Origin of the sequence: Mycobacterium sp. (genome assembly GCF_032159765.1) — a bacterium.
Classification (GTDB): Bacteria; Actinomycetota; Actinomycetes; order Mycobacteriales; family Mycobacteriaceae; genus Mycobacterium.
On record NZ_JAVHWM010000063.1, the window covers coordinates 1 to 26,454 of the forward strand.

Genomic DNA, 26,454 nt, shown 5'->3' on the forward strand with positions numbered 1-26,454 from the left:
TTCAAGATGTCGTATGCGGCGCTGCCTGCAGACGGGATCATGCTGCTTCACACGATTACCAGGCTCGCGCTCGACGAGTTGAAGGCCAACGGCATACCGCTGTCGATGGACGCGGCACGATTCGCGAAGTTCATCGCCACTGAGATCTTCCCCGGCGGCCAGCTGCCGACGGTCGACGCCGTGCAGGACCGGGCACGCGGCACCGGTTTCACCGTGACCCGGGTCCAATCCCTGCAGCTGCACTATGCGCGCACGCTGGATAGCTGGGCGGGCGCGTTGCAGGCCCGCAAGGACGACGCGATCGCCATTCAATCGGAGGACGTCTACGAGCGGTATATGAAATACCTGACCGGGTGTGCGGACATGTTCCGGCGGGGCTTCATCGACGTGAACCAGTTCACGCTCGCGAAGAATTAGCGGTTCGGCGAGTGGAGTCGAGCGGCAGCCAAACGCTAGGGTGAACGGCTTGAGGCGAAGTTGCAAGGAAGGTCAAGCAGGAAGAAATGTCTGACAACTCAACTGGCACGACAGAAATGCGGCCGCATTTCGAGGACATCCAGGCCCACTACGACCTGTCCGATGACTTCTTCGGCGTGTTCCAGGATCCCACCCGCAAGTACAGTTGCGCCTACTTCACCGGGCCTCACGCCACGCTCTCGGAGGCGCAGGTTGCCAACGTCGACCAGCACCTGGATCGGTTGGACCTCAAACCCGGCATGACGCTGCTGGACATCGGTTGCGGCTGGGGGCTCACCCTGCGGCGTGCGATGGAGAAGTACGACGTCAATGTCATCGGGTTGACTCTGAGCAAGAACCAGCAGGCCTACTGCAGGCAGCTGCTTGCGGGAATCGACAGTGAGCGCACCTTCGACGTGCGGCTCGAGGGGTGGGAGCAGTTCCACAGCCCCGTCGACCGGATCGTGTCGATCGAGGCGTTCGAGCACTTCGGGTTCGAGCGCTACGACGACTTCTTCAAGACCTGTTTCGACATCCTGCCCGACGACGGCCGGATGACTATTCAGAGCAGCGTCAGCTACCACCCCGACGACCTGACGGCCCGAGGCAAGAAGCTCACCTTCGAGATGGCCAGGTTCATCAAGTTCATGATCACCGAGATCTTCCCCGGCGGCCGGGTCCCGTCCACGCAGATGATGATCGATCACGGCGAGAAGGCCGGCTTCAGCGTTCCCGAGGCGTTGTCGTTGCGGAACCACTACATCAAGACGCTGGGCATCTGGGCTGCCGCGCTAGAAAACCACAAGGAAGAGGCGATCGCCGCGACCGACGAGGAGAACTACAACCGGTACATGAAGTACCTGACCGGCTGCCAGTACTACTTCGTCGACGAATCCATCGACGTCAGCCTGGTGACCTACCTGAAGCCCGGCGCAGCCGCCGCGTAACTCGACGTTAGGCCGCGGCGCCTTGCGACTGCGACCCGCTGGACGGCTGCTCACCCGTTGACGGGCTGGTCCCCGGTGTCGTCCCCGCGCCGGTGGTCGTGGCGCCGGTGCCCGTCGTCGTCGTCGCGGTCGGGCTGGAGGTCTCGCTCTGCACGGTCTCCGGCTTCGTCGAATGCGGCTTCAACAGGTTCGTCAGCACGTCGCCCGGCTGCCAATGCGGTTTCTTGGGCAACGTCGCGGTCGGTGCAGCCAACTTCGGTGCCGCCGGACTCGACAGCTTGCTTGGAGTCAAGTCCGTCTTCGGGGCAGTCAGCTCCGACTTGTCTTCCGTCGTCGTCACCGACAGCTTCTGCTGCGGCGCCGCCAGCGGACTCACCTGCGTGGTGCTCAGGGTGGACATTGAAGACGCGCCGCCGAGGCTGCCCAGGTCGCTGATGAACTTCTGCACGCCCTGGATCACGGCGGGCACCAGATCGACGGCCAGCGTGATCGGGTTGAAGATCGGGATCAGCTTGACCGGCGTGTAATCGCCCGGGTTGATCGTGCGGTCATAACCGGTTTGCTCGATAATCACCCGCAGCGACGGCTCGAGGAGGTCCGCTATCGGCGTGCCTATCAACGGAATTGACTTCAGCGGCTGGACGAGCGGCAGAGTCGTCGGTGTGACGGTCAGGTATTTGGTGTCACCCTTCGTCTGGATGTCGATCAGGTCCGGGTAATTCTCCGGGTGGTCCATCATGTCCTGCCACTGCTCCACCGAGTAGCCGCCCGGTGTGCTGTCGGGGTTGGCCGCGTTGGGGTCGGGCATCGTGCCATGGACGTACTCGAAACCGAGCAGTGCGTTCGCCCACGCCAGCGGGTTGAACAGGTAGGTCGGCGAATCGGCGATGATGTCCCACTTGAATGCGATGTCGGTGGTCTGCATATCGGTGTCCGTGGGCGTCGGCGGGCCGTAGGGGAAGTTCACGATCGGGATCGAGAACGGGATGCGGGTATTAATGCCGCCGTTGGGGCGCGACGAATCGCCGATCGACACGATCTGGATCTGCTGCTGTTGTTCGCTGGTCAGCGTGTCCGCGAGGTGCTGTTTCTCGATCGCGATGATCGCGCCGCTCTGCGAGTATCCGAACAGCACGAACTTGCCGCTGGGATTCGCGGCGAAGTGCTGCTGGAACGTGGTGTCGAAGTCCGTGACCCCCATGTCGATCGAGTCTTTCCACGTCGGCGCCGTCAGCCCGCCGTAGAGCGGCCACGCCGTCTCGGGGGTGAACACCGACACCGAGGCGCAGGTTGGACCGGCGTCGCACGCGGTGTTGGGCTCGATGTAATAGCTGCGAACGCTCTCCATGTACCCCGGGAAGTCTGACGGCATCGGTCTGCCGGTGCCGCCCATGATGAGGGCTTCCACCGGTGGCGGCGGAGGCACTGCCGCCACGGCAAGGCCCGTGCCCAGTGTCACGGCACCTACGACAGATACACCGGCAAGGAACATCGACCGTGCTGTTTTACGCATGTGTCAACAATCACACAACGCGGTGCGCAGAAAGGGTAGAAAACGCGAATCCGAGCTAACTAATTAGGCGGCCGCACCGCTCGCGGACGAGCTGGACGCCGACGGGCTCGCACCCGCTGGGCTCGACTCCTCCGCCGGCGTCGACGTCGCGCCGGTTGTGGGCGTCTTGGCGGGTTCGCTGTCCTTGGACGGCGGCGTCGCGGCCTCCGGCTTCTTCTGGTTCTGGTGCGGCTTGAGCAGGTCGCTCAGCGTCAACTTCGGCCGGTTCGGTGCCAACGTGAGCGGCTTGGCCGGCGCCAGCTGGGTTGCCGTCGCGCTCTTCAATTTGTCCGCACCGTCGGCATCGAGCTTGGCAGTGACGTTCGGCGTGCTCGTCACCGACGCCTTCTTCTGCGGGGCCGCCAGTGTCGACTGCGTCGTCAGCGTGCTGACGCCGCCGAGGTCGTTGACGAAGTTCTGCACCCCTTGCATGGTCGCTTGCACAAGATCGACCGTCAGGGTCACCGGATTGATCCACGTCGGGATCAGCGTCAGGCTCTGCGGAATTCCGGGGTTTGCGGCGCGGTCGTACGCGGTGTTGATCAAGACCTTCGTCACCGGGGTGATGAGATCGAGGACCGGGTTCACCAGCGCGGACGTGCCCGTCGAGTTGGCCAGGTCGACGAAGGGTTGATAAATCGGGAGCGTGCCCTGCTGCGGGATCAGCACGAACGTCGCGTTCTGGTACGTCCGGATGTTGGCGGGGTCGTGTATCGCCGTGTCCAGGGTGTCGTTCGTGTACCCGTACGCCAGCTGATCGTCGGGTGAGTTGCTGTTCGGCACAAGGTAATTGCCGTGGACGTATTGCAGCGCCAATGCGGCGTTGGCGAGCGCCAACGGGTTGCCCCACCACAGCGGAGCGTCGCCGACGGGGTCGTACTCGAAGACGAAGTTGGTGCTGGCAATCCCGTCGGTGGGCAGTATCGGGCCGGGCGTGACGTTGAGGATCGGCACGTAGCCCAAGAAATTCAATCGTGCCCACAACCCCTGCGGGTTGCTGATGTTGCCGATCGTGGTCACGTGCAGACGGGCCTTTTCCTCTTCGCTGAGCGTGGCGTTGAGCTTCACCAACTCGGTGGAGACCACTGCGCCGCCCTGCGAGTAGCCGAAGAGATCGATCTGCTCATTGTCGGGTGTGGGGTGGTCGAACTGATTCATCAATTCGTCGTCGAGGTTCTGCACGCCCTCACCCACCGAGACGTTCCATGTCTTGCACGACAGGCCCGGGCACCAGCTCGCCGGGAACGGCGGGAACCCGAGCGGCCAGAAGACCGCGGGGTAGTCGATGCCGACAAGCTTGCACGAGGCGTCGCACGCCGGGTCGGACGGTCCGATGAAGCGCAGCTGCGCGTTTTCCTTGTAGCCCGTCACGGTGCCGATGTTGTGGGTACCGGTGCCCGGCACGATCAACGCTGTCGCGGCCAGCGTGACTCCCGCCGTCAGCGCCGAGACGACACCCAGGACGAGCGAACTGAACATTGTCAGAAGCAGCAGCGCCATCGCGCGAGCGGATCTACGCATGTGCTCACATTCACACATCGCGGCGACGGAGACAGACGTTTGCGGCAAACAAATCCGTGTCGCTGTCGGATTGGGGCGACGCCGTTCGTCGGACAGGTAGAGAGTGGGACACAGGGTTCTGCTCACTATCGACAAGAGGTGACCGACATGCAGTACTTCGCACTCCTGCTCTCGCCGTCCGACGCCCCGGACTGGGCCCCCGATCCCGCCGCGGTCGAGGCCGAGATGGCGGCCTACAACGACTTCCACGCCCGCGCCGCGTCGTCCATCAAGGCCGGCGACGCGTTGACTCCCGCCGCCGCGGGCGCGCGCATCACGGGTGGCCCCGACGCGCCCGTGGTTACCGACGGCCCGTTCCCGGAGAGCGCCGAGATCGCGGGTGGTTTCTACGTCTTCGAGGCCGACGATCTCGATGCCGCGTTGGCGCTCGCCCGCCAGATCCCGCTGGCCGCGAGGGGCGCCGTAGAGGTCTGGCCGATGATCATGCCGTTCGATCCGCCGACGAAACTGACCGGCGAGCACTGGCTCGCGCTGCTGTTCGAGCCGCCGACGGTGAGCACTGCGCCGGGCTCACCTGAGTGGGAAACCGGGATCGCCAAGCACGGCGAATTCGCCGCTGCGGCAGGCGAACACCTTGTTGGCGGCGCGGCGCTGCACCTGCCGAGCACGGCGACGACGGTGCGGGTACGCGACGATGACGTGCTGCTCACCGACGGACCGTTCGTCGAGGGCGCGGAAGTGGCCAACGGCTTCTACGTGCTGTCGGCGGCCGACCGCGACGAGGCCGTCAAGCTCGCGTCGATGATCCCCGCGACCACCGTCGAGGTGCGTCAGCTGATGGGCGTGTCCGGCCTGTAGTGAGCGACCTGGGCGGCGTCTTCCGACGCGAGTGGGGTCCGGCCGTTGCGGTGCTTGCACGTTGGTCGGGTGACCTCACAGTCGCGGAAGACGCTGTCCAGGAAGCGTTTGCTGAGGCGCTGCGGGCGTGGCCCCGTGACGGCGTGCCCGAGAATCCGGGCGCATGGCTGGTGACGGTCGCGCGCAATCGTGCCCGCGACCGCCTGCGGCGTGAATCCGCGCGCCCAGGAAAGGAATTGGCGGCAGTGGTCGACGACATCAGGGCGCGCACCGACGCGTCGGACCCGCACCCTGTCCGTGACGACGAGCTGCGGATGATGTTCACGTGCGCGCATCCAGCACTGGACCGCCTCTCGCAGCTGGCGCTGACCCTGCGTTTGGTGTCGGGGTTGACCGTGCCCGAGATCGCCCGCGCCCTGCTGCAGTCCGAGTCGGCGATCGGTCAACGAATCACGCGCGCCAAGAACAAGATTCGACATGCCCGCATCCCGCTGCGGGTGCCTGACGCCGAGAGACTTCCCGAACGCACGCCGCATGTGCTGGCGTGCATCTACTCGGTGTTCACCGAGGGCTACTGGTCCACCGCGGGGCCGTCGGCGATCCGCGACGAGTTGTGTTCCGAGGGCGTGCGGTTGTCGGCTGAGCTCGCCGGGCTGATGCCCGACGAACCCGAGGCTCACGCGTTGTGCGCACTGGTGACGTTGCACGACGCCAGGCGGCTCACTCGGGTCGACGCCGACGGCGCGTTGGTGCCGTTGGACGAGCAGGACCGCAGCCGGTGGGATAAGACGGCGATCGCGCGGGGACTGCAGCGGCTGCCGCTTGCCCATGGTTCATCCGGCCCATACCTGCCGCAGGCGGTGATCGCCGCCCTGCATGCGACGGCACCGTCGTGGGATCAGACCGACTGGGCGGGCATCTGCGCCGCGTACGACAGGCTGCTGACGATCAGCGATTCTCCCGTGGTACGCGCCAATCGCGCTGTCGCCGTGGGCTTTCGGGACGGATTCGGCGCAGGCTTACGCGCGCTCGACGAGGTTACCGACGATCCGCGACTGGCGCGCAGCAGCCTTGTCCCGTCGATCCGGGCCGATCTGCTTCGCCGCGACGGGCGCGCTGCCGATGCGCTGCCCTGGTACCAGAAGGCCGTGGCGATGACGGGCTCCGAGCCGTCGCGGGCATTCCTGTTGCGGCGGATCGCGGAGTGCATGTCATCCTGAGGCATGCACTATGGTCGCCTCGCCAACGATGAATCCACGCTCGCCACTGATCCACGGACCGACCCCCGGTTGGTCGCCGCGCTGAAACCACTGGGACTCGACGGCCGCATGCCCGCGCCGCCCGTCACCGCGGACACCCCACGGGAGGGACAGCTCGCCTACCTCGAGAAGTTCGAAGAGGCGATTGTCGCCGGACTCAACTTCTTGGCGCAGGGCGCGCCGACGGCCGAGGGGGTGGCGACCGAGACCACCACCATCACGGGCGTGGACGACAACGACATCACGCTGTACATCACCAGGCCGTCCGCAGTGTCGTCGGCGTTACCGTGCATCGTCCACTTGCACGGCGGCGGCATGGCATTCGGAAGCGCCACAGATCTCGGTTACGTCCGCTGGCGCGAGAACCTCGCTGCCACCGGCCTCGTCGTCGTCGGAGTCGAATTCCGTAACAGCGGAGGCAAACTGGGCCCGCACCCCTATCCCGCCGGGCTCAACGACTGCGCCGCGGCGACCCGCTGGGCGGCCGCCCACCTCACCGACCTGGGCGCGTCGCACATCGTGGTGTCCGGGGAATCGGGCGGTGGCAATCTCACGTTGGCCGTCACGCTGAAGGCCAAGCGGGAGGGCTGGCTGGACGAGATCGCGGGCGCTTTCGCGCAGTGCCCGTACATCTCGGCGGCCTATGCCGAGCAACCGGACGAACTGCCGTCGCTGAAGGAAAACGACGGGTACATCTTCAACGCCGCCGACATGGCGCTGAACGTGCCGCTCTACGACCCTGAGGGCAAACATGCCGACGATCCGACGTGCTGGCCGTGGAAAGCGACCGACGCCGACGTCGCCGGGATGCCGCCGCACGCCATCTGCGTCAACGAACTCGATCCGCTGCGCGATGAAGGGTTGGCCTACTACCGCACTCTCCTGCGGGCGGGAGTCCCGACGATCGGCCGGATCTTGCCGGGCACTTGTCACGCCGGCGAGATGCTCGGCGCCGGAACGATGTCCGACCTGTACATGGCGACGGTCCGCGACATCAGCGGCTTCGCGCACTCGCTCAGCGCGGGGCTGTAGTCACAGCGCGACCCCTGCGCCGAAATCTGCACCAGGGTCGTAGTTTCGCGAATTTCACAACCCTGGTGCAGATTTCGACGTGCGGAGGGGTCCCGAACGGATGGTCGAGCCAGTAGATGAACAGCAACAACCCAAGCAGCACGGCCACCGCGCTCGACAAGATGATGTGGCGACCCGGTGGTTCAGCCGCATGGAACCCGTGAGCGCCACCAGCACGACGCCGCCGAAAGCCAGGCCGCCCCACAACAACGTAGGGATGCGAGGCTGGGCGTCCAACACCCGTTGATTGCGGTCGTTCGCCAAAATGGTGAGCTGGCCGAGGAATTGGCCATTCACCGGATTCGCCGACGCGTCGGGCCTGCCGCTGCTATCGAGCGCCTCCCAGTCTGGGCCCTCAACCGCCTTGGCATAGCTGCGCAAACTGCTCCCATGAAACGACCACCGTGAAGCCCAGAAGAGCGCCGAACACCAGACCGACCACCGTGAGAAACAGCGAGAGCGTCGAATTATGCTGCGGGCCAACGGATTTATCCAGTATCCGATCGCCAAGCGAGACTGCGCAGAACGCTACGCCGACGCCGGCGACGATGACCACGCCCAGCGCCAGCACATGGCCGAGAATGCCGTCCATCGATGACTCCCCGGCGAAGGCCTCCTACGCCTCCGCGAAGTTCCGCGTCACTGTCGGGTCAACCGGTATGCCCGGGCCCATCGTCGTCGACACGGTGACCTTCTTCAGGTAGCGGCCCTTCGACGCGCTCGGCTTGGCCCGCAGCACCTCGTCCAGCGCCGCCCCGTAGTTCTCGACGAGCTTGCGCTCGTCGAACGACGCCTTGCCGATTACCATGTGCAGGTTCGCCTGCTTGTCGATGCGGAAGTTGATCTTGCCGCCCTTGATGTCGTTGACGGCCTTCGCGATATCGGGCGTCACCGTGCCGGTCTTCGGGTTCGGCATCAGGCCGCGCGGGCCCAGAATGCGGGCGACGCGGCCGACTTTGGCCATCTGGTCGGGTGTGGCGATCGCGGCATCGAAGTCGAGAAAACCGCCCTGGATCTTCTCGATCAGGTCGTCGCTGCCCACGATGTCGGCACCGGCGGCCTCAGCCTCAGAAGCCTTGTCGCCCACGGCGAACACCGCGACGCGGGCCGTCTTGCCCGTGCCGTTGGGCAGGTTGACCGTGCCGCGCACCATCTGATCGGCCTTGCGGGGGTCGACGCCGAGCCGGATCGCGACCTCGACGGTCGAGTCCTGATTCTTCGACGACGTTTCCTTGGCCAGCTTCACCGCTTCCAGCGGCGAGTACAGCGAATCGCGGTCAATCTTCTCTGCGGCGGCCCGATATGCCTTGCTCTTCTTGCTCATTCGATTCCAATCGGTTGTTGGTTGTGGTCTTCCGATGACCGCTCGCGGGAAGAGCGACATCTTGCGGGCCGAAGCTGGCCCTCCCACGGCTCCTCGCGGGTGCGAGGAACCTATTCGACCGTGATGCCCATCGACCGGGCGGTCCCGGCGATGATCTTGGCGGCGGCGTCGATGTCGTTGGCGTTGAGATCTTCCTTCTTGGTCTCAGCGATCTCGCGGACCTGGTCCCACGACACCTTCGCGACCTTCGTCTTGTGCGGCTCTGGTGAGCCCTTGTCCACGCGCGCGGCCTTCAGCAACAGCTTCGCCGCGGGCGGGGTCTTCAGCTTGAAGTCGAAACTGCGGTCCTCATAGACGGTGATCTCCACCGGCACGACGTTGCCGCGCTGCGATTCGGTCGCGGCGTTGTAGGCCTTGCAGAACTCCATGATGTTGACGCCGTGCTGGCCAAGCGCGGGACCCACCGGCGGCGCGGGGTTGGCCGCGCCGGCCTGGATCTGCAGCTTGATCAGCCCGGTGACCTTCTTCTTCGGGGGCATTCTCTTTGTCTTTCTCGCTAGATTTTGGCGACCTGGGTGAAGGTCAGTTCGACAGGTGTTTCGCGACCGAAGATGGACACGAGCACCTTGAGCTTCTGTTGTTCGGCGTTGACCTCGCTGATCGACGCAGGCAGCGTCGCGAACGGCCCGTCCATGACGGTGACGGACTCGCCAACCTCGAAATCAACCTCGACGGGGGTCCGTTCAATTCCGCCGGTGTCGGCGGCGGCCGCACCCGCGGTGGATTTCGCGGGCTTCTTCGCGGCGCCCTGCGGCAGCAGGAACTTCACCACGTCGTCGAGCGTCAGCGGCGACGGCCGCGACGTGGCGCCGACGAAACCCGTGACACCAGGCGTGTTGCGCACCGCGGACCACGAGTCGTCGGTGAGGTCCATCCGCACCAGGATGTAGCCGGGCAGCACCTTGCGATTGACCTGCTTGCGCTGGCCGTTCTTGATCTCGGTGACCTCTTCGGTGGGCACCTCGACCTGGAAGATGTAATCGCCGACGTCGAGGTTCTGCACGCGCGTCTCGAGGTTGGCTTTCACCTTGTTCTCGTAGCCGGCGTAGCTGTGGATGACGTACCACTCGCCCGGCCGGGTGCGAAGGTCGGCCTTGAGCGCCACGGCCGGGTCCTGTTCCTCGTCGGCTGGGCTCTCTGCGGGCGCCTCTGCCACAGCCGTCTCGTCGACAACATGCTCTTCGCGCGAGCGCTCATCTGGGACATGCTCTTCGCGCGAGCGCTCATCGGCGACGACATCGACGGACGAGTCGGCTTGCGCGGTTTCGTCGGCGACAACCAGCTCATCGCCGTTGGGGGTGGTCACGGTTCTGTCCTTCCCTGCTAAATCTTCCATTCACCGGCGAAGATGCCGCGCACCAACGCGACCAAGCCGAGGTCGACGACGCCGATCAGCGCCACCATGAAGATCAGAAAGACCAGCACCACCGAGGTGTAGCTGACCATCTGCTTGCGGTTCGGCCAGATCACCTTGCGCAGCTCGGCAACGACCTGCTTGAGGAAGTTGTAGATGTAGGCAATCGGGTTGCGCGACGGCCCCGTCTTCTTGGCTGTCTTGGCTTTCTTGCGGCGGCGCTTCTTGTCGTCGGCCTTCTCGATGGGCTCAGCCTCGACAGGCTCTGCCAATGCCTGCCGCGACCGCTTTCCGGTCGGGCGCAACGGGGTGGCGACCGCAGTGCGACCGCCGCCGGTCGTGGTGTTGTCGCCGTCGCCTGCGGCGCCGCCGTCAGTTTCGCGCTCGTCGCTCACCGCGTGCCCTCCGCTCGTGTCTCGCGTTGTGTGTCCACCATCTAGTGTCCACGATCAGTTCGTATTAAGTTTCAGCAGGGGCGACAGGACTTGAACCTGCAACCTGCGGTTTTGGAGACCGCTGCTCTGCCAGTTGAGCTACGCCCCTCCGAGGTTGGCTCACACAATTCGCGCGCTGGACGTACGGCCGACTCACTCACCGACGGACAGCGCGCTGACGTGGGGAAACCCCGAGGCCCGAGTGTACATCGGGCCAGGTGCCAGTTACCAATTCCGACGGACTACTGTCCGACGGCCGTCCTCACGACCTGTCCGGTCTCTGGGTCCCATTTGACCGAGATCGAGTTGTCGCCCTCGTGGCCCATCAGTGTGGTGTACGCCTCGAGCACCATCTCGCCGTTTTCGTCAGTGCAGACGTTGCGCGTGACGACGATGTCGGCGCCGAAGCGCTCGTCGACCGAGTGCACGTACATGGTCCCGAAGAGCTTATCGCCCGCCCGGATGGGCCGGTGGTAGACGAATTTCTGATCGACCTGCACGATCTGCATGGTTTCCATGCCGATGTCGACGGTGCGGAAGAAGTCGTTCTGCAGCAGGATCGCAAGGATCGAGACAAACGTGAGCGGCGCAACCAAGCTCTCGTGACCCAGCTCGGCGGCGGCCGCTTCGTCCCACGTGGCGGGGTCGTGGGCCTGAATCGCGTTGGCGAATTGCTTGATCTGCTCCCGGCCCACGATGAAGTGATCGGGGTAGTGGTGGACCATCCCCCGGATGTCGGTCTTGAGTGCCATGCGACTACGCCAGCGTCGCAGTCGCGACGGCGCGGCCGAAGATCTTCTTCCCACCCGTGGTGGCGGACAGCGCGATCGTCACCGTCTTGGTGTCCTCGTCCGTGGACTTGACTCGCCCAGTGAAGACGATCTCCGCCCCTACACCGTCATTGGGCACCGGCACGACCGCGGTGAACCGGACGTTGTACTCTTTGACCGCGCCCGGGTCGCCGACCCATGAGGTCACGTAGCCGCCGCCCAGGCCCATGGTCAGCATGCCGTGCGCGATCGCGGTGTCGAGCCCAACCTGCTTGGCAATGTCGTCATCCCAGTGGATCGGATTCAGGTCGCCGGACACCCCGGCGTAGTTGACCAGGTCCTGGCGGGTCAGCGTGATGACCTTCTCCGGGAGCTGGTCACCGACCTTTACCGAACTGAACTCACGCAATGGCATTTGTGAAGCCCTCTTCTCCTTCTCCATCGCTTCGACCCACAAGCGTGGTGTATGCCTCCTGCACGGTTTCGCCGGCTTCGTTGCTGACGATGTTCTTCGTCACGATGACGTCCGTGCCGAACGACTGACGTACCGAGTCCACGTAGACGTCGCAGTACAGGCGATCGCCGACTTTGATGGGGAGCAGGAACTTCAGCACTTGGTCTACCTGGACAATGTTGGCGTCGTTGATTGCGACGTCGGCGCTTTCGAAGAACGCCGACTGCGCCTGGTAGCCGAACACCGAGATGAAGGTCAGCGGTGCCAGCAACGCGTCGTAGCCGAGATCGGCGGCGGCGTGCTCCTCGAAGAACGCGGCGTCGATGTTCTTGACGGCTTCGGCGTACTCGCGGATCTTCTCCCGGCCGACCTCGTAGTAGTCGGGGTGCCGGTAGTGCAACCCGACGATCTTGTCGGACAGTGCCACCGTCAGCGAGTCTCTTTGTGTGCCTGGTGCTTGCCGCAGTTCGGGCAGAACTTCTTCAGCTCGAGCCGGTCGGGGTCGTTGCGGCGGTTCTTCTTGGTGATGTAGTTGCGGTGTTTGCACACCTCGCACGCCAAGGTGATCTTGGGCCGAATGTCAGTACTGGAGGCCACGTTCTAGCTGCCCTTCTTGCAATCTCTCGTTGTCGTCGTGTAGCGATGGCCGGACTTGAACCGGCGACCTAACGATTATGAGTCGTTCGCTCTAACCAACTGAGCTACATCGCCCTGTCATGGGTACCGCCTGGCGTCCGCCGAGCCCCCTAACGGAATCGAACCGTTGACCTTTTCCTTACCATGGAAACGCTCTACCGACTGAGCTAAGGGGGCCTGACCCGCAGAAGGGCCCGTTAGAGGTTACAGCCTGGCTGGCAGGGCCGCCAAACAGCAGGTTGGCCTACTACAGCTTGCTCGAGGCGAAGCTGGCCGCCTGGGTCGTCATGCCGTTGATCGGGTAGGTGTCATGGGTGGCGAAATCCCCGCCGTCCTCCGAGCACACGACATCACCGTCGGCACACAACCTGATCGTCTTCGCGGCGTACAGCGGACCGACTGTTATCGCCGGCTGCCCGATCGTCTTCATGAATTGGCTGGAGGGCTCGCCGAAGAGCGCCACTGCAGCGACGTGTTTGGCGACATCCGGGGACATCGGCTTGGGCAGATTGCCCGGATCGATGCTGTCGGGCAACGCGTCGGGAACCTTGTCGGTGGTGACGAAGCCCATCACGGCCGCGCCTTGCGAAAAGCCGCCCAGCACCATCTTGGTGTTGGGACAAGACTTCGCCATGTCGATCACGTGGGCGCTCGCATCCCTGATGCCGTCCACGCCGGTGGAGAATTCCGTGGTGGCCGGGTAGTTGACCGGATAGACCCCGACGGTCTTGCCGCCCAGCTGCGTGCGCAGCGCAGCCAGGAAGGATTCACCTGTCGGTCCGAGCCCGGGCGGTTCGTTGGTGCCGCGAGCGAACACGACGTCGACTTCCGGGCACGGATCGGCGGCGGCGAGAGGCAAGTTGATCGGGGCGCCCGCCAAAACAACGCCCACTGCGGCGGCACCGAGAAGCCGCGCAAGTTGAATCAAGCGCATAACTCCACATATAGCCCCAAACATTTAGTCTGCCAAACCACAGCGCGGGTTGCGCACGGCAATAGATTGAACCGATGACCGAGCTCGGTGCGCCCCGCGTTGCTGTGTACCTCGATTTCGACAACATCGTGATCTCCCGATACGACCAGACGCACGGCCGCAACTCCTTCCAGAAGGACAAGGCGAAGGGGCTGTCGACTGACCGGCTCAAGGTGGCGATGGTCGATGTCGGCGCGATCATCGACTTCGCGTCGTCCTTCGGGACGTTGGTGCTCACGCGCGCCTACGCCGACTGGTCGGCTGACGTCAACGCCGACTACAGCGGCCAGTTGGTGGCGCGGGCCGTCGACTTGGTGCAGCTGTTCCCGGCTGCGGCGTACGGGAAGAACGGCGCCGACATCAGGCTCGCAGTCGACGCGGTGGAGGACATGTTCCGGCTGCCGGATCTGACGCATGTGGTGATCGTCGGCGGCGACTCCGACTACATCGCGTTGGCGCAACGCTGTAAACGGCTGGGCCGCTACGTGGTTGGGATCGGAGTCGCGGGCGCGAGCAGCGGATCGCTGGCCGCTGCGTGCGACGAGTTCGTCACCTACGACGCGCTTCCCGGCATCACCGCCGTGCCCGCCAAAGGTGCGCCGAAGAAGAAGTCATCCTCAGCGGCGCCGCCGGACGCGCAGTCCGCGGCGACGGGGCTGTTGGAACGGGCGCTGCGGATGGTCATGCAGAAGGACGACGACGCCGATTGGCTGCACAACTCGGCGGTCAAGGCTCAGATGAAGCGCATGGATCCGTCGTTCAGCGAAAAGTCTTTGGGTTTCCGGTCTTTCAGCGACTTCCTGCGGTCACGCGCTGAGATCGTCGACCTCGACGAGAGCAGCACCACGCGAATGGTCCGGTTGCACAGCGAGGGGTGACGTCAGCCGGCTATCGGGTCGACATCACCTGCCCCCTCAGTCCCATCCGTCACGTCGGCCGAGCATGTGTCGTTTTGCCCGTATAGGAGCGACAACTGCCGCGCTTCGGCCCGCAACGCCAGCACGCGCTGGTGAATTCGGTATTCGGTCGACCGCGGAATCGGGCCTGGGAAGTACAGTCCGCGCCCCCGTCGGCGCACTCGGTCGTGGCCGATTTCCCAACGCAGGGCATCCGAAATCACTTTCGAGGGGCGGCCCTTGGTTGTAAAGCCGTGATACTCCAGCATCTCGATCAGTTCCGCGACCGTCGCGGGGCCGTGAACCGACAAGTGATGCGTCAACACGTATCGCAGCCAGGTTCCTCGCAAGCGCAGCTGTGTGGTCATACCCGGAAACTGGCACCCGCCCCCGACAACACCGAGTTGTCGCTCCTATACGGGCAACTCGAACTATGGTCGCGCCGTGTGACCGAAGTGACGAGCGGTGGTCACGCTGAGGGGGTGACCGGCCCGCGCATACGCTGAGCAACATGCCCACCGACGATCGCCTCTACTTCCGTCAACTGCTCTCCGGGCGCGACTTCGCCGCGAACGACATGATCGCCGGGCAGATGCGCAACTTCGCCTACCTGATCGGCGACCGCGAGACTAAGGACTGCGTCGTCGTCGACCCCGCCTATGCGGCCGGCGACCTCGTCGACACCCTGGAGAACGACGGCATGCGCCTGTCCGGTGTGCTCGTCACACACCACCACCCCGACCACGTCGGCGGCTCGATGGCCGGCTTCGAACTCAAAGGGCTCGCCGAACTTCTCGAGCGCGTCAGCGTGCCCGTGCACGTCAACTCCCACGAGTCGCTGTGGGTGTCGCGGGTGACCGGAATCCCCGAAAGCGACCTCACCAAGCACGAGCACGGCGACAAGGTCAGCGTCGGCGACATCGAGATCGAGCTTCTGCACACGCCCGGGCACACCCCGGGCAGCCAATGCTTCCTGCTCGACGGCGCGCTCGTCGCCGGCGACACCCTGTTCCTCGACGGCTGCGGTCGCACCGACTTCCCCGGCGGCGACATCGACGAGATGTACCGCAGCCTGCATCAGCTCGCGGAGCTGCCCGGCGATCCGACCGTGTTCCCCGGCCACTGGTACTCGGTGGAACCGAGCGCATCGCTGTCGGAGGTGCGCCGCACCAACTACGTCTACCGCCCGACGAGCCTCGAACAGTGGCGAATGCTGATGGGCGCGTAACGTCCCTCCCCATGGGTGAAAGGGTCAACTACAGCGTCGAAGAGGCCGTCGCCACCATCGCGATGGACGACGGCAAGGTCAACGCGCTGTCCCCGGACATGCAGCTCGAGATCAACGAGGGCCTCGACCACGCGGAACTCGAGGGCGTGGGCGCGGTAGTCATCGCAGGCAGCAACAAGGTGTTCAGCGGCGGCTTCGACCTCAAGGTGCTCACCGCCGGTGGCCAACCCGCGATCGACATGCTCGCGGGCGGATTCGAGCTCGCCGCGCGGGTCCTCGCCTTTCCCAAGCCGGTCGTGATGGCGTGCACCGGCCACTCGATCGCGATGGGGTCGTTCCTGATGCTCTCCGGTGACCACCTGATCGGCGCACCGTCGTTTCGGGTGCAGGCCAACGAGGTGTCGATCGGGTTGACGATGCCGGGCCCCGCGCTGGCGATCCTGCGACACCGGCTGACGCCCGCAGCCTTTCAGCGCGCCGTGGGCCTCTCAGCGGTATTTCAAGGCGAAAGTGCCGTTGCTGCAGGATATCTCGACGAACTCACCTCGCCCGAGCTGGTGCGCTCGAAGGCCCAGGAAGTTGCGACAGCCTTCGCCGGCCTGGACGGCCACGCGCACAAGGAGAGCAAGCTCGCGGCCCGCAGAGATGTCCTCGACGAGATCCGCAGGACGATCGCGGCCGAGTTCCGCCAGCAGTAGTCCTCAGGGCAGCCCCAGCGCGGCCTTGATGATCCCTTCCATCCGCCCGGCCATCTCGACGTGGCCGGCGTTGTTGGGGTGAGTGCCGTCCGCGCCGATCAGGTCGGGCCCGGTCAGCCATCCTTCCGCGATCGGATCGACCCAGATGGCGCCGACCTCCTTGGCCCGTTGCCTCAACGAGTCGCGGATCGCCGCCACCGGCGGGTACACGTCGGGACCGGGCCAGATCGGGCCGACCACGACGAGCTTGGCGGCGGGCGCGACGTTGTGCGCGTTCACGAACGCGTCGTGTGCGGCACCCGAAACCTCGTCAAGGGGCAGCGGCCCGTCGTTTCTGCTGCCGAAGAACAGGATCACACTGTCGTCGGGCGCGATCAGCCTGGCGGCCTCGTCGCCGTAGATCGTTCCCGAGTTGCCGCGCTGCACGTAGCCCGAGCCGCCCTGCCCCGAAACCGCCGGGATCACGTCGATGCCCTGCCCACGCAAGCTGTTCCACGTGATCTCCGGCCAGCCGAACGCGCCGGTACCGCCCTCGTTGCTGCCGCCGGTGATGGAATCGCCGATGACGACGACGCGGTACGGGGGTCCCGGCGGCCGCAGGCCCGGGTCCGCCAGGGCCGTCGGAGATCCGATAACACACAGCAGGGCGAGGATGGCGATCGCAACGATGCGCCGACTACGTAACACATCCGCATCATGCCAAACGGCATCGTGGCCGTCAGCCCAAACATTTGCCAGCAAACTCGAAACAACCCGTCACGGCTGGTCACGCCGTCGTGGCGTAGAAATCACGGCGTGCGCAATTTACCTGCTGTTACCGCAATCTTCGGATATCCCCGGTACCACGTAAGATGCACCCGTCAGCAACCGCTCGAGAACCTCGACGACCGGATTGCGATGAAGGGGAAGGTGACCGCCATGGGGTGGATCGAAGACCGATGGCAAGACCTGCTGAACAGTGGATCGGGACTGTGGCTTGCGATCGCGGTGTGGGCAGTCGTCATCGTTGGAGTGGCCGCGCTGATCTTCGCGCACCGTCAGCTCAAGCGGAACCGCGAAATCGCGCTCGAAGAGACCCGGCCACACGTCGCGATGTTCATGGAGCCGCACTCGTCGGATTGGCATCTCATCGAGTTGGTGGTCCGCAACTTCGGCGAAACGGCGGCCTATGACGTGCAATTCACGTTCATCAACCCCCCGACCGTCGCACAGTACGAGAACGAGCAAAGCGGGATGGTGCACATCGCCGAGCTGACGCTGCCGGACAACATCCCGGTGCTGGCGCCAGGACAGGAGTGGCGCACGGTGTGGGATTCGGCACCCAGCCGTGCCCAGCTCGGTTCGTCGATCGACTGGCGATTCACCGGCACCATCAAGTATTTTGACGCTCCCGCGCCGGAGGGTAACGGCAAGCGCCGCAAGGGATCCGGACGCGAACGGCATGACTTCCAGACGAAGGTGGTCCTCGACTGGGAAGAACTACAGCCTATTCAGCGCGTTGAGTTGATGACGGGCCACGACCTGGCCCGGCGCGACAAGCAGAAGCTGGAGCTGTTGCGAAACCTGTTGACGTACTTCCACTATGCGAGCCTGGAGACGCGCGCGGACGTCTACCAGAGCGAGATCGACGGAGTGAGGCGCGCGACGGAGGCGGTCAAGGAACGGCTGCGCACCAAGCAGCTGGACGATCCGACCGACGTCGTCCACATCCGTCCACTCAACAACAACAACGCGCAGTATCAGGCCGACGGGCGACATCACGACAACCAAGCGGCGCGCTGATCAGGCGTTGCGTGCCGTCAACCCGCCATCGACCACTACTGCGGCGCCGGTGATGTAGGACGCTGCGCCGCAACCTTTTCCACGGCGTCGGATTGAATATCGGCAATCGCGACGCTTACCCCTTCTGCTGCAAACACATGCGCGGCCGCACGGCCGATTCCGCTGGCGGCGCCGGTGATGAATGCCTTCATTCCCACCACAGAACGGCTGAATTCGCTTTCGGGCATGAATCACGAGCGTAGCTGTGCTGTCAGGCTTCTCGCAGTGATATGACAGAGCAAAGTCAGTTGCTCTCCCTACCGTCGATTGTGTTACGACGTTTACGCGCATGTGAAAACCGGGAGGGCGCTTTGAATCTCAAACGTTTGTCAGCCATGGCGGTAATAGCCGCAAGCCTTGGCGTACCAGCATTTTCGCTTGCAGCACCGGCGTTCGCAGATCCGCCGCCGTGCAACCAGCAGAACTGCGGTCCACCGGGGCCACATCAAGGCGGTCCGCAAGGTCCGCAAGGCGGTCCGCAAGGTCCGCAAGGCGGTCCGCGCGACCAGGCCAACAACTGGCGGCGGCCTGGTCAAGGCGCCCCGCAGGCTCCTCCACCTGGTCAGAACGGGTGGAACGACGGGCCGCCGCCCGGTGGCCCACCGCCCGGCTGGAACGGGCCGACGCCTCCGGGCGGGTGGAACGGGCCTCCGCCGGCCGGTGGCTGGAACCGGCATTGGGATGGACCGCCTCGCGACATCGACCAGGCGCGGTTCGATCATCAGCCGTTCAACTACAACGGGTTCAATGCAGTTCCGATATTCGCGCCAGACCAAGGCGGATGGGGATTCTGGTTCTTCGGGATCTGGATCCCGCTGTGACAGTGAGGTTTTGACAGACCATTCACCGCAGGCGCCGCGGACGGCCAGCTGGCAGGCTGTCCGCGGCGCCGCACCATGTGAAGCCTGTTCGGCCCGCGCCAGCCAAACACGAGGAACGGCCCCAGCGGCAGTTGCCGCGCCCTCAACCGGAGCCTATGGCAGTCCCGAGAACATCACCGACGGCGCAGTGACGGCCTCGTACGCGGTGTGGAGGCCTCAGGTCAGCAATGACACGGTCAACGTTCCGGTTGTCGGCAAACTTTACGAAGCCAAGACAACCGTGAAGGCCGTCCAGGGCGTGGTCACTCCCTCGATCCCGTTCTTCAACGCCCGCACCGGCAGCGGCGACAACTACCGCGTGTTGTGGCAGGCATACGCCCCCGAAGGACTGGACGCGGCGACCCTTCAGCAAGGCGAGACGGCGACCGGGAAGATCTACTTCGACGTCACGGGCGCGGCGCCGACGACGGTCGTCTACAACGACGCCGTCCAGGATCGTGCGAGCTGGGGCGGCAGCGGCAGCGGTGGCGGCGGCGGGTACGGCGGCGGCGAAGCGGCGCGCGGCGCGGCGCCGTCATCGGCGGGCGACTACCACAACAACCCGTGCTACCCGGGCTGCCTGTAGTCCAGTAGTTCCTGACGGCTCGCCGGGGTCCTGACCCCGGCGAGCTGGGCTGCGAGGCACACGATCGTCGTGGCCAGCAGCGCGCCGCCGATGGTGTCGGTCACGTAGTGGTAGCCGACGGCGACCATGCCGATCATGCCGAGCAGGCTGACGGTGACCGCGATCGCGACCACCCACAGCCGGGCGCTGACGATCATGACGAGCAGGCCCATGGCGATCACCACCTGCGTGGTGTGACCGCTCGGGTAAGCCAGGGCACCGTCCTTATATCGGTCAAACAGCCGTTTGAGCACGTAGACGCACAGCAGCCCGAGGGCAGGACAAACGATGACGGCCGCGGCGGCGACCCACCAGCGCCGGTACAGCGCGACGATCAGGCAGAGCAGCAGAACAGACACCAGCATCCGCCAGTCGGTGAAAAACAGCAGCCAGTGCTGCCGCCAGGCTGCCGCGTCCCAGTCATGGCGGAAGAACGGCTGGTCGACGACCGTCGTCCCGCTCCCCACGAGCCAGCCCAACAGCAGCAACGCCAACACGGCCACAGGGGGCCACCACCGAATGGCTGTACCGACGGTCACGTAGCCAGGCTAATCGGTCATTCCTGGGAGGCGCCTGCGCGAGCCTGGTGGATCGCTGCTGACAAGTCGATGAACCGCTAGGGCCACGCCTGCGGCGGCGGCATCGGGTCCAGCATCACGGGGCGCGCGCCGTCCCAGCGGTAGTGCAGGATCGAGGCGGCGCCGTCGTTGCATGTCCCGCAGGTGCGCCCCGAGATGGCGACGAGCACCACCACGTCCTTGGTGGTCGCCTTGGGGTCGAGCGTCAAGTACGGTCGCGACTGCCACAGAGCGGTTCCGGTGAACACACCGCGGTGGAAGAGGAATGCGTTGCGCGGCGACGTCGGCCGCGGGTTGTCGATTGATACGACGACGGCCGACAGGTTGGCGCAGGAGTCGAAGCTGCTTCCACCGACGGGTGCGGGGTTCCACGGCGCCTGGGTTAGTGTGTCGTGCGGCGTGTGGGCGATCGCGTCGGCCATCGCGGTCGCCTGATCGGGGCCGCACGCTTGGTCCGGGTCGGCCTGAGCCACCGGGGCGCCGACGGTGAGCAACGCCATTGCACTCGCGGCCGTCGCGCTCAGAAGTTTTTCGCGCACGTTTCCTCCACAGCTCGATGTCGACACAGAGAAAGTATCGCGGCCGAAGCCGGATAATTGCGTGTTCGTGAGAAACAGAGCCGGTTCTAGGTCCACGGCGAGGCGCGAGGTAGTTTGAGCTTAGGTTGAGTTCCCAGCCTGCGGGAGTGTCGTAGGCGCTGGGGAGGCAATTTCCTCTCGACGCACGTCTGACGTCGCTACCCACATCTTGATTCGAGCTGCTAGCAACGGAGCCAACCTTTATGACCGCATTCGCCCTACCCCAGAGAACTGACGTACTGACATTTGCCGCTGAGTGGCTGGAACCATCGCGGGTTCGCATCACCGTCCACGGGGACATCGACGCGTACAACGCGCCCCAGCTCGCCGAGTATGTATTTCAGCGCGCCGCCAATTGCAAGGAAATGGTCCTCGACATGTCGGGCGTGGAGTTTTTCAGCACGGCGGGATTTGCGCGCTTGCGCACCATCGAGATCCGGTGTGCACGGGCCGGCGTCCACTGGACGCTGATCCCCAGCACAGCCGTGACACGTGTGCTCGCCATCTGCGACCCACGCGATACGTTCCCCACCGCGGCGGCCTGACCGCTACCTCGTCTGAGGCGTCGCGGCGTTGCTTGTCGGGTCAACCAGGATCTTGGCGTGCGCCTCGGGATCGCCGAGCGCGTCGAAAGCTGCCTCGACCCCGGCCAATCCGACGGTCCCGGTGATCAGCGGTTCGGTGTTCACCTTGCCGTCAGCGAGCATGTGCAGTGCGTCGCGGAACTCCAGCGGCGTGTAGCCCAGCACGAATCGCAACTCGATCTGCTTGTTGATCGCCATCGCGGGTCGAATCGTATCGGCGCCCATGCAGACGCCGACCACGACGACGCGGGCGAAGCCCGGCGCGTCGGCGATGATGCTGTCGATAATGCCTGGGACCCCAACGCATTCGAAGACGATGGGGCGCTTGGGATTTGCCACGCCTGCAGCTTCGGCCGCGCGCCAGATGTGCCACCACGGCAGGCGCAGCTTGTGCATCTTCTCGACGGTGCCGACCGCCAGGTCGAGAATGTCGGGCGCGTTGTAGAGGTGGCCATGGCCGGGTTTGAAGGGGGATTCCTGCGTCGGGTCGACGACGACGTCGGCGCCACACTTGGTCGCGAGCGCGCGGCGGCCCGCCGAGAAATCGCTGGCGATGACGGTTCTCACGCCTTTGGCTTTGAGCATGCAGATGACAGCGAGGCCGATCGGACCGCAGCCGATGACGATCGCCACGTCGCCCTTGCCGACCTCGCTGCGCCGGACGGCGCCCCAGCCGACGGCCATCGGCTCGGTCAGCGCGGCTTTCTCGGGCGGCAGGCCGTTGGGGACGGGCAGCGCGAGGGACTGTTCGACGAGCATGTGCTCGGCGTACGCACCGGGAGCCAGGGTGGACAGCCCCGTGAGGTGAACGTGTTTGCCGCGCCGCAACATCGGTACCGCGACAATAGGAGTGCCGGTTGCCGGGGTCTTGCGAGTGCCGGGTCCGTGATCGAGGACCTCACCGCAGAATTCATGCCCGAACACCACGGATTGGCTTGATCGCATGAAGTCGTCGTAACCGGTTTCGGCCAACACGTCGGCGAGCTCGTCGCAGTGGTGGCGTGCGTGCAGATCCGACCCGCAGATCCCGCAGCGCAGCACCTCGACGAGAAGTTGGCCCTTGGCCGGCGTGGGTGTCGGTTGCTCGACGACCTCGAGCTTCGCGTTGGTGCACGTGACGGCTTTCATCCGCTGAGCCTAGTCCGGCGATTCGCTCGAAATCAGCGGCGCTGAGCATGCCGATGGAGCACCCTGGTAGATAGTCGCAAGGGAGGCACGCGCGAGATATGGGCGGTACTGCACCGGGTTCACGGGTGGGTTCGCGGCTCGGCCCGTATGTCCTGACGCGAATGATCGGCAGCGGCAGGATGGGCGAGGTCTACGAAGCCGAAGACACGCGGACCCGTCGCCCGTGCGCGCTGAAGGTGTTCCGCGCAGACCTGTCTGGCGACCCCGCGTTCAACGAACGGCTGCGGCGGACGGCACACGCAGTCAGCCAGTTGACCAACCCGCACGTGGTCTCGATCCACGGGTACGGCGACATCGACGGTGTGCTGTGCGTCGAGATGGCCCTGATCACCGGCACGAGCTTGCGCCAGATAGTGGACAACGACGGACCGCTGCCGCCGGCTCGCGCGGTGGCGATCGTTCGGCAGGTGGCGTCGGCCCTCGACGCCGCCCACGACAGTGGAATCGTCCACGGGGATCTCACTGCCGAGAACGTTCTCGTCGCCCGTGACGATTCGGTGTCGGTCGTCGATTTCGGCTTCGGCGCACCGGTTGCACCCAGTGGCACCGTCGGCGACCTCGCCAACGCGCGGCCCGAACAGCAACGCGGCCAGCCGATTGATCGTCGTGCCGACGTCTACGCGCTGGCACATCTGCTGCAGGAGTGTCTCGGGCTGAGCGACCCGGCACACGGGATTCCTGCGGAGTTCGCCGAGATCGTCGCGTCCGGAATGGCGAAAGACCCCGAACGTCGGTACCCGAGCGCCGGCGACCTCGCCAGCGCAGCCGAGCAAGCCTTGGCGGCCATGGGCGCGCCCGGGCCGCCACCACCCGAGCCGGCGCTGCCGTTCCACGACGACGTGCAGTTCACGGTGTACCGGCCGAGAGCCGTGCGCCCCTACCAGTGGACGAAGCTGCTGGCCTTCGCGCATCTGGGCGAGGCTCCGCTCGGCGCCGATCCCGACGACGACCCGATCCGCCAGGTGGAGAATCGCGCCCGCATGGCGCTGCGCGATCGGTTCGACTCGTACACGCCGGTGGTGCAGGACAGTTCGGTGGCCCTCCCAGAGGAGGCCGAGGTCACGTTCGCTCTCGAGCTGCCCGACTTCGAGATCAATGCGCCGAGCCGGACGTTCCTGTGGATCGACGACGTCCACATGGAGGAGTTTCAGATCCGGGCGGTCGTGGACCTGCATGGACGGGCGGCCCGCGGGCGGCTGCGGGTATGGCACGGAAGTATCCTGCTCGCCGAGGTGGCTCTCGCCATCAAGGTGGATATCGCAGCGCCAGAACGGGTTTCGCCGGTTGAGGCGCCCGTGAGCGCGACGCCGTTCCGGAAGATCTTCCCGTCGTACTCTCATGTGGATGCGCCGATCGTGATGCAGTTCGAGATGTACATGGAGGCAATCGGCGACCGCTATCTGCGCGACGTTCACATCCTGCGAGCCGGTGAGGTATGGACGGATCGCTTGTCCGACTGCATTCGCGAAGCGGATGTCTTCCAACTGTTTTGGTCACGCAATGCGATGCGATCGCGCTTCGTCGAACACGAGTGGCGCTATGCGCTGTCGCTGAACCGTGCCGAGTTCATCCGGCCCACGTATTGGGAAGAGCCGATGCCGTCGGGGCCGGGCCTTCCGCCAGCTGATCTGGGGCGCTTACATTTTCACCCGCTCGGGGCGGCGGCCGCCGCCCGCCATCCGAGGCCCGCGATGCCGCCTCCCCCTCCTTCTCCTCCTCCTCCTCCGCCTACGCAGGCCTTCCCGCCTCCGCAGGCTCCGCCTCCGCCGCAGGCACCGCCCTTGCCGCCGGTTGCGCGCAGGGGCAATCAGTGGATCCCGCTCACTGCAGTGGCATCCGTCCTCGTCGTTCTCGTGGGGACGCTCACGGTATTTGGAATGTCAAAACCCAGCATCTCGGGGAACACCGCGATGACGACTCTCAACACGCGGACGACGGAGCCGGCCCCGCGGACCTATTCGGAGATGCCGCCCAACGAGCCGACTTTGACAAGAGCGCCGCCCCCTCAGACCGTCGAAACCTCGTCGTCACCCAGTATCAACCCGACGACGACGTCGACGGCGACGATGACGGCCGGACCCACCCCTGACGCCGCTTCCCGGCTCCAGGAGCTGATGCCCACCGGTTCGGGATCATGCACAACCGCCACACCGACGGGCGGTGCGGTGGCTGCCGTCAGCTGTTCGAACTCTTCTTCGGGCGGACCCGATTCCGCGCGCTACTCGCTGTTCGAGAATTCCGGCGCGCTCAGCCAGCAGTTCGCGGGTTCGGCGGGGTCCGTGACAGCCGCGTCGGGGTGTGCGCAGTCATCGACGTGGAGCGGCGGGCAGGTCGCGTGCGGCATGTCCGGCGGCCGCGCACGGATCGTTTGGACCAAGGGCGGGGAGTTGCTCGGCGACGCTCAGAGTTCCGACCTGACCAGCCTTCACTCGTGGTGGATCAACAACCGCTGAGCGTCAGGCCGCGTAGCGGTCCTGGAGTTTCTGCAGTGTGGCTTCGATCCCCTTGCCGTTGCTCCTGGCGAAACCCGTTGCCTCGTAATACTTGATGCTGTTTTTCAGGCCGCCGGCATCGCGGTAGTCGAAGGTTTCGGTCACGCGGGTCTCGGTTGGCGAGATGGGTTCGAACTCCCACCGCCAACGGTGGCCGAAGGGATGGCGCCATTCGATGAGCCGGTCGGGCGTGAACTCCGTCACCGTGCTGGTGATGCGGTAGGGCAGTCCCAACATCTTCATCTTGGTGGAGAACCGCGCACCCGCACTGAGCGGGGACGGGCCGCGGATGTTGTCACCGACGGTGCCGGAGCCGTCGAGCTCGTGATGGCGGCGCGGGTCGGCGACGATGGCGAACAGTTCGGACGCTGGAGCGGAGACTTCGACTGAGCGGCTGACCTGCCGAGGTCCAGCGTCAACGGTGCTGACGGCCGTGGCTCTGCCCTCCTGATTGAGGTGTAGGAGATCCTACCGTCCGGGTTCATCTGGAAGTCGTTAAGCGTTAGCCAACCTTTGGTTATGGTTCAGAAATGCTTGAGCTCGACCTCAATGGGCTGAAAGGCCAGGATCACGGCTTCACGGTCCACGATGATGACGACGACGATCCCGTTCTGCTCCGCCACGGCATGCCCGTGGACACGTGGCGGCGGCGCCGTGGATTGTCATCAGGAGCAATGACAAGAAGCGCGCGCGGGTTAACGCGATGAGGCACCTGCTGTCGAAGTTCGATTACGACGGCAAGGACCATGACGTCGTTGGTGAGCCGGATCCGTTGATCGTCGTCGAGGTGGAAACGAGCGACTGAGGCTAGTCGGGCGCGGCGGTCCAGTCGTAGGACAGGAACTTTCCGTCGAGCGTGACGACGACGCGGTCGCCGGACGGGTGCGGCTTCTTCTGGAGGTCGACGCTGAAGTTGATCGCGCTCATGATGCCGTCGCCGAACTGTTCGTGGATTAGCTCTTTGATGGCTGGGCCGTAGACCTGCAGGACTTCGTAGAAGCGGTAGATCGTCGGATCGGTGGGTACGGCCGTCGGAAGGCCGCCGCGGTAGGGGACGGCGGCGAGGACGGGCACCGCCGATTCGTCGAGGCCGAGCAGTTCGACGAGGTTCTTGGCCAGCTCGGCGGGGATCGGATGTTGCCCGAGCAATGCGGCGGTGGTCCACACGACCGGCTTGTCGATGGCATCGGCGAGCTCCTGCCAGGTCAGCCCCTTGTTCAGGCGCGCGAGGACGACC

The 26,454-nt window shown here is 65.1% G+C and carries 32 protein-coding genes, 3 tRNA genes and 2 pseudogenes; 14 read left to right on the forward strand and 23 right to left on the reverse strand.

What is annotated here, in order from left to right:
* A partial coding sequence (locus QOH60_RS07675) for a class I SAM-dependent methyltransferase (protein WP_526418763.1) occupies positions 1-417 on the forward strand: 417 nt, incomplete at its 5' end.
* 86 nt (positions 418-503) lie between these two features.
* Entirely contained in the window at positions 504-1,403 is a 900-nt protein-coding gene (locus tag QOH60_RS07680; protein ID WP_526418765.1) for a cyclopropane mycolic acid synthase family methyltransferase, read from the forward strand.
* 7 nt (positions 1,404-1,410) lie between these two features.
* Here QOH60_RS07680 and QOH60_RS07685 read toward each other — a convergent pair whose 3' ends face one another.
* A complete protein-coding gene (locus QOH60_RS07685; RefSeq protein ID WP_526418767.1) occupies positions 1,411-2,916 on the reverse strand; it encodes a PE-PPE domain-containing protein in 1,506 nt (501 codons plus the stop codon).
* 63 nt (positions 2,917-2,979) lie between these two features.
* Entirely contained in the window at positions 2,980-4,476 is a 1,497-nt protein-coding gene (locus tag QOH60_RS07690) for a PE-PPE domain-containing protein (RefSeq protein ID WP_526418769.1), read from the reverse strand.
* A 147-nt stretch (positions 4,477-4,623) separates the two neighbouring features.
* Here QOH60_RS07690 and QOH60_RS07695 point away from each other — a divergent pair, with 147 nt between their 5' ends.
* The 3 genes from QOH60_RS07695 to QOH60_RS07705 are packed head-to-tail and all read left to right on the forward strand — an operon-like array spanning position 4,624 to position 7,625.
* Positions 4,624-5,334 carry a YciI family protein gene (locus tag QOH60_RS07695; protein ID WP_526418826.1) on the forward strand — a complete coding sequence of 237 codons (711 nt, stop codon included), beginning with the start codon at positions 4,624-4,626 and terminating at the stop codon, positions 5,332-5,334.
* Positions 5,334-6,554, forward strand: a complete 1,221-nt coding sequence (locus tag QOH60_RS07700) for an RNA polymerase sigma factor (protein ID WP_526418771.1) — start codon at positions 5,334-5,336, stop codon at positions 6,552-6,554. The genes QOH60_RS07695 and QOH60_RS07700 overlap by 1 nt, the downstream gene beginning before the upstream one ends.
* Before the next feature lie 3 nt (positions 6,555-6,557).
* Complete coding sequence (locus QOH60_RS07705; RefSeq protein WP_526418773.1) at positions 6,558-7,625, forward strand: alpha/beta hydrolase; 1,068 nt, start codon at positions 6,558-6,560, stop codon at positions 7,623-7,625.
* Positions 7,626-8,019: 394 nt separating this feature from the next.
* Here the strand turns inward: QOH60_RS07705 and QOH60_RS07710 are convergent, their stop codons facing one another.
* The 13 genes from QOH60_RS07710 to QOH60_RS07770 all read right to left on the reverse strand — a co-directional run bounded on the left by QOH60_RS07710 (position 8,020) and on the right by QOH60_RS07770 (position 13,630).
* Entirely contained in the window at positions 8,020-8,256 is a 237-nt protein-coding gene (locus QOH60_RS07710; protein WP_526418776.1) for a bestrophin-like domain, read from the reverse strand.
* A gap of 24 nt (positions 8,257-8,280) precedes the next feature.
* Positions 8,281-8,988 carry a 50S ribosomal protein L1 gene (gene rplA, locus QOH60_RS07715; RefSeq protein WP_526418778.1) on the reverse strand — a complete coding sequence of 236 codons (708 nt, stop codon included), beginning with the start codon at positions 8,986-8,988 and terminating at the stop codon, positions 8,281-8,283.
* A 110-nt stretch (positions 8,989-9,098) separates the two neighbouring features.
* Positions 9,099-9,527 (reverse strand): 50S ribosomal protein L11, encoded by a 429-nt coding sequence (gene rplK / locus QOH60_RS07720; protein WP_526418780.1) that lies wholly within the window; start codon positions 9,525-9,527, stop codon positions 9,099-9,101.
* A 17-nt stretch (positions 9,528-9,544) separates the two neighbouring features.
* On the reverse strand, positions 9,545-10,384 hold the full coding sequence (nusG, locus tag QOH60_RS07725) for a transcription termination/antitermination protein NusG (protein ID WP_526418782.1): 840 nt from the start codon (positions 10,382-10,384) through the stop codon (positions 9,545-9,547).
* Positions 10,372-10,797, reverse strand: a complete 426-nt coding sequence (gene secE, locus QOH60_RS07730) for a preprotein translocase subunit SecE (RefSeq protein ID WP_526418784.1) — start codon at positions 10,795-10,797, stop codon at positions 10,372-10,374. The genes nusG and secE overlap by 13 nt, the downstream gene beginning before the upstream one ends.
* A 75-nt stretch (positions 10,798-10,872) precedes the next feature.
* Positions 10,873-10,945 (reverse strand) — tRNA-Trp (locus QOH60_RS07735).
* Between the two features lie 133 nt (positions 10,946-11,078).
* Positions 11,079-11,588 (reverse strand): (3R)-hydroxyacyl-ACP dehydratase subunit HadC, encoded by a 510-nt coding sequence (hadC, locus tag QOH60_RS07740; RefSeq protein ID WP_526418786.1) that lies wholly within the window; start codon positions 11,586-11,588, stop codon positions 11,079-11,081.
* A gap of 4 nt (positions 11,589-11,592) precedes the next feature.
* Positions 11,593-12,021 (reverse strand): (3R)-hydroxyacyl-ACP dehydratase subunit HadB, encoded by a 429-nt coding sequence (hadB, locus tag QOH60_RS07745; RefSeq protein WP_526418789.1) that lies wholly within the window; start codon positions 12,019-12,021, stop codon positions 11,593-11,595.
* A complete protein-coding gene (gene hadA, locus QOH60_RS07750; RefSeq protein ID WP_526418791.1) occupies positions 12,008-12,487 on the reverse strand; it encodes a (3R)-hydroxyacyl-ACP dehydratase subunit HadA in 480 nt (159 codons plus the stop codon). The genes hadB and hadA overlap by 14 nt, the downstream gene beginning before the upstream one ends.
* A gap of 2 nt (positions 12,488-12,489) precedes the next feature.
* Entirely contained in the window at positions 12,490-12,657 is a 168-nt protein-coding gene (gene rpmG / locus QOH60_RS07755) for a 50S ribosomal protein L33 (RefSeq protein ID WP_499906171.1), read from the reverse strand.
* A 40-nt stretch (positions 12,658-12,697) separates the two neighbouring features.
* Positions 12,698-12,771 (reverse strand) — tRNA-Met (locus QOH60_RS07760).
* Positions 12,772-12,800: 29 nt separating this feature from the next.
* Positions 12,801-12,873: transfer RNA gene (locus tag QOH60_RS07765), tRNA-Thr, on the reverse strand.
* Between the two features lie 70 nt (positions 12,874-12,943).
* Entirely contained in the window at positions 12,944-13,630 is a 687-nt protein-coding gene (locus tag QOH60_RS07770) for a cutinase family protein (RefSeq protein ID WP_526418794.1), read from the reverse strand.
* 74 nt (positions 13,631-13,704) lie between these two features.
* On the opposite strand from QOH60_RS07770, the gene QOH60_RS07775 reads away from it, so the two are divergent.
* On the forward strand, positions 13,705-14,547 hold the full coding sequence (locus tag QOH60_RS07775; protein WP_526418796.1) for an NYN domain-containing protein: 843 nt from the start codon (positions 13,705-13,707) through the stop codon (positions 14,545-14,547).
* Between the two features lie 2 nt (positions 14,548-14,549).
* Here QOH60_RS07775 and QOH60_RS07780 read toward each other — a convergent pair whose 3' ends face one another.
* Positions 14,550-14,933 (reverse strand): hypothetical protein, encoded by a 384-nt coding sequence (locus tag QOH60_RS07780; RefSeq protein WP_526418798.1) that lies wholly within the window; start codon positions 14,931-14,933, stop codon positions 14,550-14,552.
* A 143-nt stretch (positions 14,934-15,076) separates the two neighbouring features.
* Between QOH60_RS07780 and QOH60_RS07785 the strand changes: the two genes are divergently transcribed.
* Entirely contained in the window at positions 15,077-15,793 is a 717-nt protein-coding gene (locus QOH60_RS07785; RefSeq protein WP_526418800.1) for an MBL fold metallo-hydrolase, read from the forward strand.
* An 11-nt stretch (positions 15,794-15,804) separates the two neighbouring features.
* Positions 15,805-16,491 carry a crotonase/enoyl-CoA hydratase family protein gene (locus tag QOH60_RS07790; protein ID WP_526418802.1) on the forward strand — a complete coding sequence of 229 codons (687 nt, stop codon included), beginning with the start codon at positions 15,805-15,807 and terminating at the stop codon, positions 16,489-16,491.
* Positions 16,492-16,494: 3 nt separating this feature from the next.
* Here the strand turns inward: QOH60_RS07790 and QOH60_RS07795 are convergent, their stop codons facing one another.
* Positions 16,495-17,178 (reverse strand): SGNH/GDSL hydrolase family protein, encoded by a 684-nt coding sequence (locus tag QOH60_RS07795; RefSeq protein WP_526418804.1) that lies wholly within the window; start codon positions 17,176-17,178, stop codon positions 16,495-16,497.
* Positions 17,179-17,409: 231 nt separating this feature from the next.
* On the opposite strand from QOH60_RS07795, the gene QOH60_RS07800 reads away from it, so the two are divergent.
* Positions 17,410-18,273 carry a DUF8453 domain-containing protein gene (locus tag QOH60_RS07800; RefSeq protein WP_526418806.1) on the forward strand — a complete coding sequence of 288 codons (864 nt, stop codon included), beginning with the start codon at positions 17,410-17,412 and terminating at the stop codon, positions 18,271-18,273.
* A gap of 35 nt (positions 18,274-18,308) precedes the next feature.
* On the opposite strand, the gene QOH60_RS07805 is transcribed toward QOH60_RS07800, so the two are convergent.
* On the reverse strand, positions 18,309-18,500 hold the full coding sequence (locus QOH60_RS07805) for an SDR family NAD(P)-dependent oxidoreductase (RefSeq protein ID WP_526418808.1): 192 nt from the start codon (positions 18,498-18,500) through the stop codon (positions 18,309-18,311).
* A gap of 147 nt (positions 18,501-18,647) precedes the next feature.
* Here QOH60_RS07805 and QOH60_RS07810 point away from each other — a divergent pair, with 147 nt between their 5' ends.
* Positions 18,648-19,133, forward strand: a complete 486-nt coding sequence (locus tag QOH60_RS07810) for a hypothetical protein (RefSeq protein WP_526418810.1) — start codon at positions 18,648-18,650, stop codon at positions 19,131-19,133.
* Positions 19,060-19,758 (forward strand): DUF1942 domain-containing protein, encoded by a 699-nt coding sequence (locus QOH60_RS07815; protein ID WP_526418812.1) that lies wholly within the window; start codon positions 19,060-19,062, stop codon positions 19,756-19,758. The genes QOH60_RS07810 and QOH60_RS07815 overlap by 74 nt, the downstream gene beginning before the upstream one ends.
* Here QOH60_RS07815 and QOH60_RS07820 read toward each other — a convergent pair.
* Positions 19,740-20,336: a phosphatase PAP2 family protein gene (locus tag QOH60_RS07820; protein WP_526418814.1), complete on the reverse strand. Its 597-nt coding sequence runs from the start codon at positions 20,334-20,336 to the stop codon at positions 19,740-19,742. The two genes, QOH60_RS07815 and QOH60_RS07820, sit on opposite strands and share 19 nt — an antisense overlap.
* Positions 20,337-20,413: 77 nt before the next feature.
* The gene (locus QOH60_RS07825) at positions 20,414-20,914 is read right to left on the reverse strand and encodes an LppP/LprE family lipoprotein (protein ID WP_526418816.1); all 501 of its coding nucleotides are present in this window, start codon (positions 20,912-20,914) and stop codon (positions 20,414-20,416) included.
* A 242-nt stretch (positions 20,915-21,156) separates the two neighbouring features.
* Between QOH60_RS07825 and QOH60_RS07830 the strand changes: the two genes are divergently transcribed.
* Positions 21,157-21,498 (forward strand): STAS domain-containing protein, encoded by a 342-nt coding sequence (locus tag QOH60_RS07830; RefSeq protein WP_526418818.1) that lies wholly within the window; start codon positions 21,157-21,159, stop codon positions 21,496-21,498.
* Between the two features lie 3 nt (positions 21,499-21,501).
* Here QOH60_RS07830 and QOH60_RS07835 read toward each other — a convergent pair whose 3' ends face one another.
* On the reverse strand, positions 21,502-22,665 hold the full coding sequence (locus QOH60_RS07835) for a zinc-binding dehydrogenase (RefSeq protein ID WP_526418820.1): 1,164 nt from the start codon (positions 22,663-22,665) through the stop codon (positions 21,502-21,504).
* 98 nt (positions 22,666-22,763) lie between these two features.
* Between QOH60_RS07835 and QOH60_RS07840 the strand changes: the two genes are divergently transcribed.
* Entirely contained in the window at positions 22,764-25,178 is a 2,415-nt protein-coding gene (locus tag QOH60_RS07840; RefSeq protein WP_526418822.1) for a serine/threonine-protein kinase, read from the forward strand.
* Between the two features lie 3 nt (positions 25,179-25,181).
* Here QOH60_RS07840 and QOH60_RS07845 read toward each other — a convergent pair.
* Positions 25,182-25,649: pseudogene (locus tag QOH60_RS07845) on the reverse strand (SRPBCC family protein); the annotation flags it as partial.
* Between the two features lie 211 nt (positions 25,650-25,860).
* On the opposite strand from QOH60_RS07845, the pseudogene QOH60_RS07850 reads away from it, so the two are divergent.
* Positions 25,861-26,022, forward strand: a pseudogene (locus QOH60_RS07850) (polyphosphate kinase 2); the annotation flags it as partial.
* 2 nt (positions 26,023-26,024) lie between these two features.
* On the opposite strand, the gene cynS reads toward QOH60_RS07850, so the two are convergent.
* Positions 26,025-26,454: cyanase (cynS, locus tag QOH60_RS07855; protein WP_526418824.1), on the reverse strand; the 430-nt coding region annotated here is incomplete at its 5' end.